Here is a 10,098-nt window from a genome sequence, read left to right as displayed (position 1 = left end):
CCGGTTGCTCCGGTTGCTCCGGCTGGCCCGGCTGCTCCGGCTGCCACGGCTGCCACGGCTGCTCCGGTTGGCCCGGCTGCTCCGGCTGCCGCGGCCAGCATGGCCGCGGCGTATCCGAGGAGCCAGCGAGCCGACGCCACGCCGGCCACCGTGGCGTCCCGTCGCCGGGCCGGCCCGCGGCCCGCCTCGGACCGACCGAGCGCCGCCGCCCGACGCCGCGCCCGCATCACGGGCGCCGCGATGGCCAAGGCGCTGATGGTGGTCGGGGACAACTCCGTGGTCACCGCGTCCGTCCCCGCTGACTCCTTCTCCACGGCCGTGCCTCCGGTGGGCCCTGCCACGAACATGATGACGTCGCCTTCCGTTCCGCGATCCGGTGCTGCCCCGGCCGCGGACACCTCGTCCGTGCCTGGTGCGGGGGCAGCCGGAAGCGCACAGCCCGAATTCCCCGAAAGCGCTCAGCCCGAAAGCGCTCAGCCCGGAAACGCCCGCTCCGCAACCGAGCAGCCGCCCAGGAGCGACCAGACCGGGGGCGCACCGGGCACGACGACCACCTCGGACGCGGCGGTCGTCCAGGACCGGGTCATTCCGGTGATCGGGAGCCAGCCGGGCGGAACCGTGCCGGGCGGAACCGTGCCGGGCGGAACCGTGCCGGGCGGGAGCGTGCGGGCTGGGGCGGCGCCGGCGGACGGGAGCGGGCCGGCTTCCGCGGGGAACAGCCAGGCCTGGCCTGCCTCCCCGCAGCGGCTGGTCGCCGAGGCGGCCGGGCAGGTCGTCGTCACGCTTGCCCGGGCCATCCGACGTGACCCGCAGACCCTTGCCGCCGCCCGGGACCGGATCGTCCGCATCCTTGTCGCCGGCTCGTGGAACGCGGCGGAACTGGCCATGCACCTGGTGGACACCATGGGTGCCGGCGCCGGAGCCGGCCGGGTGGACGATCCCGTCGATCATGTGTTGCGACGGCTGGACCATCTGCCGGCGTCGTCCGCGGAATGCCTGTGCCGGTCGTGCCGGTCGTGGGCCCCGGCACCTGCCGCCACTGATCATCGTGCCGGCCCGGCCACCGCGGCCGCGCCGGCGGCGGCCCCGTCGCCCGTGGCGGTACCACTGCGGGTCCCGTCCGGCCTGCCGGAACTTGCCGCGATAGAGCAGGCGGCGGCCGCCGGAGCCGCGCAGGCTCGCGCCCGTCCACCTCGCGCCACCGGTGCTGCCTGAGCGCCGGTCATGTTACCGTACGTATCCGTCATGACCGGCGGCGCGCGTCGATGGCCGCCGGTCACCGGAGAAGATCGGCACGAGTGTGTTGCTGTGTACGTTGACGTACGTTGACGCGGCCAAAAAGCGTGCACAACAACAAACTTGCCTGGATCGTGGCCTGTACGGGCGGTTGTGGACGGGATGCGCGCTGCTTGACCGGCGCTCCAGGCTCGACCGCCACTGACGGCTGTCTGGAACGTCGGCCGGTCTGCCGCTGGGCAGGCGTGTTGCCTTCGTGGCCGATGCGGTGATGATGGGAGACCGCGGGCCCACAGGTCGGGGCTTCCGCGTAGGCCTGAGCAGGCTCCCGCCGAACAGGGCCCGCGCGGGACGGCGATCTCCTGGGCGCGGGATACACGTGGTGGGGGTGAGCGTATGTCCGGTGGCGGTGCGCGCGACAGTGCGACCGATGGGACGACCGCCCGGGGTGCGGCGCGCCAGGGCCGGTTCCCTCGTCGCGAGAAGGCTCGCGACGGTGCGGGGAAGTGCGCGCCCGCCGTGACGACCGGGCCTTGGACGGCTGGGCGCTGGACGGCTGGGCGCTGGCGGCTGCCGGTCCTTTCTCGTGCCGGGGCGGAAGAGTCTCGTGCCGGATCGGAAGAGTCTCGTGCCGGATCGGAAGAGTCTCGTGCCGGATCGGAGGAGTCTCGCGCCGGGGCGGGTGAGCCGGTCGAGAGGGCGTCCGCGGCTATGGATGCCGACGTGATCGTGATCGGTTCCGGGTTCGGTGGCAGCGTCGCCGCGCTCCGGCTCGCGGAAAAGGGGTACCGGGTCATCGTTCTGGAGGCCGGCCGCCGGTTTCCTCCCGACGCGCTGCCCCGGACCAGCTGGAACATCCGCCGTTATCTGTGGGCACCCCGGCTGGGCTGCCACGGGTTCCAGAAGTTCACCATGCTCGGCCGTGTGCTCGTACTGTCCGGAGCTGCTGTCGGCGGCGGCTCGGTGGTGTACGCGAACACGCTCTACCGTCCGCTGGAGGCGTTCTACACTGACCCGCAGTGGCGGCATGTCACCGACTGGCGCGAGGAACTGGCGCCTTATTACGATCAGGCCGAACGCATGCTCGGAGTGGTGACGAACCCGACGGTCACCTACGCCGACGAGGTGTACCGGGCGGTCGCCGAAGAAATGGGTGCCGGACATACCTTCAAGCTGTCGGACGTGGGTGTCTTCTTCGGCCGGGACGGCCGGAAGGAACCCGGTGTGGAAACCGAGGACCCCTATTTCGGGGGTGCCGGGCCGACCCGCACCGGATGCCGTGAGTGCGGCGAGTGCATGACCGGCTGTCGCTGGAACGCCAAGAACACCCTTGACCGCAACTACCTCTACCTGGCCGAGAAGATCGGCGCCCAGGTCTTTCCCGGCACCGAGGCCACCACCGTGCGCCCGCTGACCGACGGTCGCTACCCCGCCGGTCGCTACCCCGACGGTGGCTACGAGGTGGAGACGGTACGTACCGGATCCTGGGTGCGCCGTGGGCGGCGGACGTGGCGGGCGCGCCAGGTGGTGTTCGCCGGCGGGACGCTCGGTACCGTGCGGCTCCTGCTCACGATGCGGGACACCGGAGTGCTGCCGGCGCTTTCGGCGCGGGTCGGCACGCTGACCCGGACGAACTCGGAATCCATCATCGGCGCCACCAGGTTCCGCCCGGACGAGCGGATCACCAGGGGCGTGGCGATAACGTCCTCCTTCTACCCGGCCGCGGACACCCATATCGAGCCCGTCCGATACGGCCGGGGCAGCAACGCGCTGGCTCTGTTGGCCACCCTCATGACGGACGGCGGCCGGCGGGTACCACGATGGCTCACATTCGTCGGTCAAGCGTTGCGTCATCCGTTTCTGTTCCTCTACGCACCGCTGCCGTGGCGCTGGTCGGAACGCACCATGATTTCGCTGGTCATGCAGTCCCGGGACAACTCGCTCACGGTTGCCCGTCGACGGGGCCTGTTCGGCGGGCACGGGCTGACCAGCAGGCCGGGCCACGGCGAGCCGAACCCGACCTGGATTCCGGCCGGAAACGACGCGACCCGGCGGGTCGCCCGGCGCATCGACGGTTTTCCCGGCGGTACGCTGACGGAAATCTTCGACATTCCGCTGACGGCGCACATACTCGGTGGCGCCGTGATCGGGGATTCCCCGTCCAACGGGGTCGTCGACCCCTATCAGCGGGTGTTCGGACATGACGGCCTGCATGTCGTCGACGGCGCGGCGATATCGGCCAACCTCGGCGTCAACCCGTCACTGACCATTGTCGCGCAGGCTGAGCGGGCGATGGCGATGTGGCCCAACAACGGCGAACCGGACAGGCGTCCGCCGCTCGGGTCGTCGTACCGGCGGATCCCTCCGGTACGACCGGTACGTCCGGCCGTACCGGAGAGTGCTCCGGCCGCCTACCGCGTCGGCCTGCCCCTGGCCGCCGTCCGCGACCGTGGATGATGCTGGAGCAAGATCCGGACGGGCGCCGTGCCCGGTGTTTCCCGAGGCGCTGAGCTATCCGCTCACACTGTCGGACGGGTGCTCTCCGGGTCGTTCCACCCGATGTCGGGTGATTCGGCGCCAGGGCCCGCCGTCGCCGTCGTGGCCGTGTCCTCGGGCCCGGTTGGCCGTGGCTGTCGGACGCCGCCGCGGGCCGCCGCCGCGGCACTTGCCGCGCCCGCGCCGACCAGCAGGATCGCCGTCATGCCGCGCCGCCGGCGGCGGTGTATCCGTTGGAGCTTGTGCTCGGCTCTGGCCAGCTGCTGCTCGAGGAGGTGCTGTGTCTTCTCCGCGTGGGCACGCGCTTTTTCCTCCCGGTGGACGGCGCGCTGGGAGCGGGTTCTGTCGATCTGTTGCCCGGCGCGTCCGGACATCGTGCTGGCCAGGGTGGCGGCCTGCGTCGCCGCTTTGCCAGCACGGTCGGTGACAGCGCTGGACGCGGCCGGGATCTTCTCGGTGGGCACCTGCTCGGCCGCGCGGGAGATCTTCTCCGTCAGCGACCGGGCAGCCTGGGCCTGCTGGGCCCACGGGGCCTGCTGGGCTCGCGGAGCATGCGGGGCCGGCCTCGCGGGCGTCTCACCTGGGGAAGGCTCGTGGCCGCGCCGGGCCCGGCCTGCCAGCGCGCCGAAACGGTGCTCCGCGGGCACCTCGGTCGGGGAGGAATCGCGGCCACCGCGGGCCCGGTTCACTACCAGCGGCCCGAAACGGAGCCCTGCGGGCGTCTCGGTCACGGAAGAATCGTGACCACGCCACCGTCTGCTCTCTCGCTTGTTGCTCATCGGCTTCCCTTCGCGCAACTCGCGTTACGGTCTGCTGAATCTTCCTCTACCCACAATTGGGCTAAGCACAACCAGTATGCTAATCGTGACAAAATATTCGCTCCTGGTGTATCGCTGGATATCGCCAGGGCGGACTCGCCGCTGCCCGACGGCGGGCGTCTGAGCCCGGCTCCGCCGGCAGGGCTGTCAGCCATGCCAGCTCGTGCCGCGGCTCGTGCCGGCCCTTGCCAGCTCGTGCTGGCCCTGGCTGGTCCTTGCCGGCTCGTGCCGGTCCTTGCCAGCTCGTGCCGGCCCTGGCCAGCCCTGGCCGGTTCTGGCCGGAACGCGGCGTACACGGCCCGGTCCCATATGGACGGTCCCGCGCGACCGGTCGCGTACGGCCGGACGCATACGATCGGCGGAGCATTACCAGCATGGCGATCGTTGGACCTGCGACGCGACATTCGGCGTCACCGGCGATCAGCCGCTACCGGTACGACGGAAGAGAGGCTCATGGCCGAGGCGCTGTACGCTACATTGAAGACTACGCAGGGTGACATCGAGATCCTGCTGCTCAAGAACCACGCGCCGAAGACGGTGGCGAACTTCGTCGGTCTCGCCACGGGTACACGGGAGTGGACCGACCCCCGGACGGGTGAGAAGACGAAGGCGCCGTTGTACGACGGTACGATCTTCCACCGGGTGATCCCGAGTTTCATGATCCAGGGCGGTGACCCGCTGGGTACCGGCCGCGGCGGCCCGGGGTACAAGTTCGCCGACGAGTTCCACCCGGAGCTGAGCTTCTCCCGTCCGTACCTGCTGGCGATGGCGAACGCGGGCCCGGGGACGAACGGCTCCCAGTTCTTCATCACCGTGGCCCCGACGAACTGGCTGGACCGCAAGCACACCATCTTCGGTGAGGTCACCAGCGGCACCGACATCGTCGACGCGATCAGCAAGGCGCCGGCCGGGCCGCAGGACCGCCCGGCCGACGACATCGTCATCACGCAGGTCGTCGTCGAACGCCGGCAGGCGTAGCGGCCGGCGGGAACGGGAAGGCGGACGGGGAAGCGAAGGTGTCGGGACCGCTGCGATGAACCCACCCTGGTCGAGACCAGGGGATCCGGGTGTCCCGGATCCCCGCCGGGCGGTGGGCGCCGGCACCGCCTGGGCAGCCGGCCCGCGCCGGCATCAGGTGCCCGGGTACCACCACGCGTCCGGGCAGCCACCGGAGCCAGCCGGCTGGCGGCCCGCGGGCGGGTCCTCGGACCCCTCTGACGGCTGGACGCCGGACGCCCCCTCCGCCACCGGCTCCCGGCCCACGGGCCAGCCGGAGCGGGGGCCGGCGGCGCATCCCCGTCCCGTCCCCTACTGCTACCGGCACACCGACCGGGAAACCTACGTCTCCTGCCAGCGGTGCGGGCGTCCGATCTGCCCGGAGTGCATGCGTCCGGCGGCTGTGGGGTTCCACTGTCCGCAGGAGGGCGCCGCGGCGCCACACCGTGGCGCCGCCTCCCGGCGGCCGGTCACCTCGCTGGGCGGGCGGGCCATGGCCAGGCGTCCCGGGCTGCTCACCCAGGTGCTCATCGGGCTCTGCGTGGCCGCGTACGTCCTGCAGGGGCTGCCGGGCCTGGCCAGCGGGAATCTCGACAACGCCTTCACGGGGGACTACTCCCTGGACGGCCAGGGCATAGCGCTCAACGACGAGTACTACCGGCTGCTGACCGCGGCCTTCCTGCACGCGGGCATCCTGCACATCCTGTTCAACATGTACGCGCTGTACCTGCTCGGCACCCAGCTCGAACAGATCCTCGGCCGGGTGCGCTATCTCGCCCTGTTCGTCGTCTGTGCCGTCGGCGGAAATACGCTCAGTTATCTGATCAACGGACGGGACGTGTTCTCGGTCGGGGCGTCCACCGCGGTGTTCGGGTTCTTCGCGGCGTACTACGTGATCGCCAGACGGCTGCGTGTCGACACCTCGGCGATCCTCATCATCGTCGGCATCAATCTGGTCATCACGTTCACCATTCCGAACATCGACAAATGGGGCCATATCGGTGGTCTCGCGGCCGGGCTCGCGGTGGGGGCGATCTACGCCTATGTGCCGGCACGCCGCGGATGGGCGCAGGCGGCCGCGGTGGGTGCTGTTCTCGCCGCATTGCTGCTCATCGCGGTCGCCCGGACTTCCACGGTGACGTAACCGCCACCGATATTCGTTCAGGAGCGGCCCGGCGGCTTCCGGCCCCTGGCCGTGGCGGCCGGATGCTTCTGACGTGAGGATTCCCCGTCCGGTTGTCCTGGTGTGGACGTGGTTCCCCGGGCCCGCGGGCCAGTACCTCGGATGCTTTCGGTATCACCCCGAATAGGGGAAGCCGGGCGGCTTGCGTATCGGGTCAGCGCAGGCGGAGGCGGATCTCCTCCACCGTCTCGGCGACCCGTTCGGGCTCGGCACCGAGCTGACGGCGGCTGAGCATGAGCGGGCCGTCGATCGTCTCGACCGTGAGGACGCGGACGTGCACGGCGCGACGGCTGCGCGTCAGGGTGCCCGCGCGTACCCGCAGCACGGCGGCCCATGGCAGGTGCCGCCGGTGGATGCCGTCCACCAGGTCGACTCCGCCCTGATCCACATGCAGCGCCGGTCGGGCCAGGGCGTCCCGGCCGGCCAGCAGCAACAGCCCGGCCCCGACGATCCCGACCAGCAGCCGGCCGGGGCCGTCCAGCGGCCCCAGACGGGCGGCGAGCGCGCCCACGGCACCGGCCGCGAGCAGGAACGCGCCGGCGAGGGCGCACCCGGCCACCCGCCACCAGGACGGCGACCAGGTGTGCGCGCCGGCCCCACCGGCGCGGCCGGCACCGGTACCGCCCGCGCCGTCCGCCCCCGTGCCACTCGCACGCGCGTCGCCCACATCGGCGCCGGTATGGCCGCCGTCGGTGCCGTCGGAGCGTCCGGCGCCGGCGATGTCCCGGTCGGCGAAGTCCTCATCCCGCATGTCGCCCAGCACAGCACATCCGGCGGCCCGGGCAGCATCGCCGTCGGCCCGCGGGCCGACGGGCCCCGTCCGGGCAGCGTGGCCGTTGGTCTGGGGGCCGACGGCCGTCCGGGCAGCGCCGCCGTTGGCCCGCGCGGGCCGTGCCGCTGCCCGGCCTGCGCATGGTCGATCTTCATGGCGATTACTATCCGCTTTCTCGACGTCACGTCAGATGACGGCCTGGCCCTGTGTACCGCACCCCGCCGCCGGGGCCTGCGGCCGGAGAAGGAGAAGAGCGGACGTGGCTTCGTTCCAGACAGCGTTCCAGACCGTGTCGCCGCCCACCCGGCGTGGCAGCGTCAGCCCGTTCCCGCCCATCGCCGAATACGGCTTCCTCTCCGACTGTGAGACCACATGTCTGGTCGCCCCGAGCGGCAACATCGAGTGGATGTGCCTGCCGCGTCCGGACGATCCGTCGGTGTTCGGCGCGGTCATCGACCGGTCGGCGGGCGGCTTCCGGTTCGGCCCGGAGCGGACGATGATCCCGGCCGGGCGCCGGTACCTGCCGGGCACGAACATCCTCGAGACCACCTGGCAGACACCCAACGGCTGGCTCATCGTCACCGACTGTCTCATTGTCGGACGTTGGCACCGCACCCAACAGCGGTCCAACACCCATCGGCGTACCCCGACGGACTGGGACGCCGAACACGTCCTGCTCCGGCTCGCGCGCTGTGAGCACGGCACCGTCGATCTCGCCCTGCTGTGCGAGCCCAACTTCGACTACGGCCGCCGGCCAGCGAGCTGGGCGTACGAGGACGCCGGTTACGGCAGCGCGGTCACCGTCCGTGGCGGCACAGGAGTGTGGGCCGATGGCGCCGTGCCACCGAGCGGCAAGCCGGACGACGGCCGGCGCGGCCCGTCGGAGCGGCCCGGCCCACGGATCCGTTCGCATCCCGAGCTGACCCTGCGGCTGCGGACGGATCTCCGGCTGGGCTTCGACGGCCGCCGGGCACACGCGAGGACCACCCTGGCCGAGGGCGGGACGGCCTTCGTGGCCCTGACCTGGCGGGCCAGCGACCCCTTCCTGCCCACCAGCTACGCGGAGGCGATCGCGGCGGTGACGCGGACGACCGCGTTCTGGCGGCAGTGGCTCTCCCGCGGGGTCTTCCCGGACCACCCGTGGCGTGGGCATCTGCAGCGCAGCGCGCTGGCGCTCAAGGGCCTGACCTACGCCCCGACCGGGGCGCTGCTCGCGGCGTCCACCACGTCCCTGCCGGAGACGCCGCGAGGGGAGCGTAACTGGGACTACCGGTACAGCTGGATCCGTGACTCCACATTCGCGCTGTGGGGCCTGTACACCCTGGGGCTCGACTACGAGGCGAACGACTTCTTCTCGTTCATCGCGGACGTCTGCGAGAACGGCGACGACCTACAGATCATGTACGGGGTCGGTGGCGAGAGCCGGCTGGACGAGCAGATCCTCGGGCATCTGTCCGGCTACGACGGGGCGTTCCCGGTCCGGGTCGGCAACGCGGCGTTCTCCCAGCGCCAGCACGATCTGTGGGGCGCGATCCTCGACTCGGTCTACCTGCACACCCGCTCGCGCGACTATCTGTCGGAGCGGTTGTGGCCGGTGCTGGTCAGGCTGGTGGAGACCGCCGCCGAGCACTGGCGGGAGCCGGACTGCGGCATCTGGGAGGTGCGGGGGGAACTACGGCACTTCACCTCGTCGAAGGTGATGTGCTGGGTCGCCGCCGACCGGGGCCGGCGGCTGGCCGCGATGCGCGGGGACGCCAAGACCGCGGCCCGTTGGGCGGCTGTCGCCGACGAGATACACACCGACGTGTGTACGAACGGTCTCGACGAGCGCGGAGTCTTCACCCAGTGTTACGGCTCGAAGGCGTTGGACGCGTCGCTGCTGCTCATGCCGCTGTTGGGATTCCTGCCCCCGACCGATCCACGGGTACGCGCGACTGTCCTCGCGATCGCCGACGAGCTGACGGTCGACGGCCTGGTGCTGCGCTACCGCGTGGAGGAGACCGACGACGGCCTGACCGGGGCTGAGGGCGCCTTCCTCATGTGCTCGTTCTGGCTGATCTCCGCCCTGGTGGAGATCGGTGAGGTGGTCCGCGCCAGGCAGCACTGCGAGCGCCTGCTGAGCTTCGCCAGCCCGCTGGACCTCTACGCGGAGGAGCTCGACCCGAGCACCGGCCGGCACCTGGGGAACTTCCCGCAGGCGTTCACCCATCTGGCTCTCATCAACGCGGTCATGCACGTGATCCGGGCCGAGGAGGCCGCGGGCGAGCCCGGGCCCGCCCCGGCGTCCTGACCTGTTGCGCCCCGCGCGTCACGGTCGCGGCCCGTATTTCCATAAATGTTCCGGTATATCCCCGTGTGTCATGGAGCGCCGTGGCGTCGCCTGCAGCGGTGCGTCCGCGGGTGCTCACCCATAACGATGCTCACCCGCGACGATATCCACACTGTGGACAACCGTTGGGGATGAATAACACCGGTGGAAGTTCCGTCCATCCCGCGGCGCGGCCGCCCGGCGATCAACCCGGTCCCCAGCCGGATCCGCCCGGCGGACACCCGCCGACCCGGGTACCCGCCGACCCGGGTACCCGCCGACCCGGGTA

Annotated in this window: 7 protein-coding genes; 5 read left to right on the top strand and 2 right to left on the bottom strand. The window is 71.2% G+C overall.

Going from position 1 to position 10,098, the window contains the following annotated elements; translation table 11 throughout:
* The first annotated feature begins 240 nt into the window (after positions 1 to 240).
* Together AC5LUJ_RS14640 and AC5LUJ_RS14635 are read left to right on the top strand one after the other, a co-directional pair.
* Positions 241 to 1,215, top strand: coding sequence for a hypothetical protein (locus tag AC5LUJ_RS14640; RefSeq protein ID WP_493465105.1), 975 nt, complete (start codon positions 241 to 243; stop codon positions 1,213 to 1,215).
* A gap of 732 nt (positions 1,216 to 1,947) precedes the next feature.
* A complete protein-coding gene (locus AC5LUJ_RS14635) occupies positions 1,948 to 3,693 on the top strand; it encodes a GMC oxidoreductase (RefSeq protein ID WP_250282978.1) in 1,746 nt (581 codons plus the stop codon).
* A gap of 62 nt (positions 3,694 to 3,755) precedes the next feature.
* Here the strand turns inward: AC5LUJ_RS14635 and AC5LUJ_RS14630 are convergent, their stop codons facing one another.
* On the bottom strand, positions 3,756 to 4,463 hold the full coding sequence (locus AC5LUJ_RS14630) for a hypothetical protein (RefSeq protein WP_250282958.1): 708 nt from the start codon (positions 4,461 to 4,463) through the stop codon (positions 3,756 to 3,758).
* Positions 4,464 to 5,003: 540 nt separating this feature from the next.
* On the opposite strand from AC5LUJ_RS14630, the gene AC5LUJ_RS14625 reads away from it, so the two are divergent.
* Together AC5LUJ_RS14625 and AC5LUJ_RS14620 are read left to right on the top strand one after the other, a co-directional pair.
* Complete coding sequence (locus AC5LUJ_RS14625) at positions 5,004 to 5,528, top strand: peptidylprolyl isomerase (protein ID WP_250282956.1); 525 nt, start codon at positions 5,004 to 5,006, stop codon at positions 5,526 to 5,528.
* Between the two features lie 55 nt (positions 5,529 to 5,583).
* Positions 5,584 to 6,690, top strand: coding sequence for a rhomboid family intramembrane serine protease (locus AC5LUJ_RS14620; RefSeq protein WP_250289579.1), 1,107 nt, complete (start codon positions 5,584 to 5,586; stop codon positions 6,688 to 6,690).
* A gap of 193 nt (positions 6,691 to 6,883) precedes the next feature.
* On the opposite strand, the gene AC5LUJ_RS14615 is transcribed toward AC5LUJ_RS14620, so the two are convergent.
* Complete coding sequence (locus AC5LUJ_RS14615; RefSeq protein ID WP_250282952.1) at positions 6,884 to 7,492, bottom strand: PH domain-containing protein; 609 nt, start codon at positions 7,490 to 7,492, stop codon at positions 6,884 to 6,886.
* 268 nt (positions 7,493 to 7,760) lie between these two features.
* Between AC5LUJ_RS14615 and AC5LUJ_RS14610 the strand changes: the two genes are divergently transcribed.
* Positions 7,761 to 9,791 (top strand): glycoside hydrolase family 15 protein, encoded by a 2,031-nt coding sequence (locus tag AC5LUJ_RS14610; RefSeq protein ID WP_250282950.1) that lies wholly within the window; start codon positions 7,761 to 7,763, stop codon positions 9,789 to 9,791.
* The last annotated feature ends 307 nt before the right edge of the window (positions 9,792 to 10,098 follow it).

This window comes from Protofrankia sp. CiP1_Cm_nod3, from assembly GCF_982290655.1.
This window is presented reverse-complemented; position numbering and strand designations above follow the sequence as displayed.

Bases quoted from the DNA above. Each gene is read 5' to 3' on its own strand.
- AC5LUJ_RS14640 (WP_493465105.1), top strand. From the start codon at position 241: ATGGCCAAGGCGCTGATGGTGGTCGGGGACAACTCCGTGGTCACCGCG.
- AC5LUJ_RS14635 (WP_250282978.1), top strand. From the start codon at position 1,948: ATGGATGCCGACGTGATCGTGATCGGTTCCGGGTTCGGTGGCAGCGTC.
- AC5LUJ_RS14625 (WP_250282956.1), top strand. From the start codon at position 5,004: ATGGCCGAGGCGCTGTACGCTACATTGAAGACTACGCAGGGTGACATC.
- AC5LUJ_RS14620 (WP_250289579.1), top strand. From the start codon at position 5,584: ATGAACCCACCCTGGTCGAGACCAGGGGATCCGGGTGTCCCGGATCCC.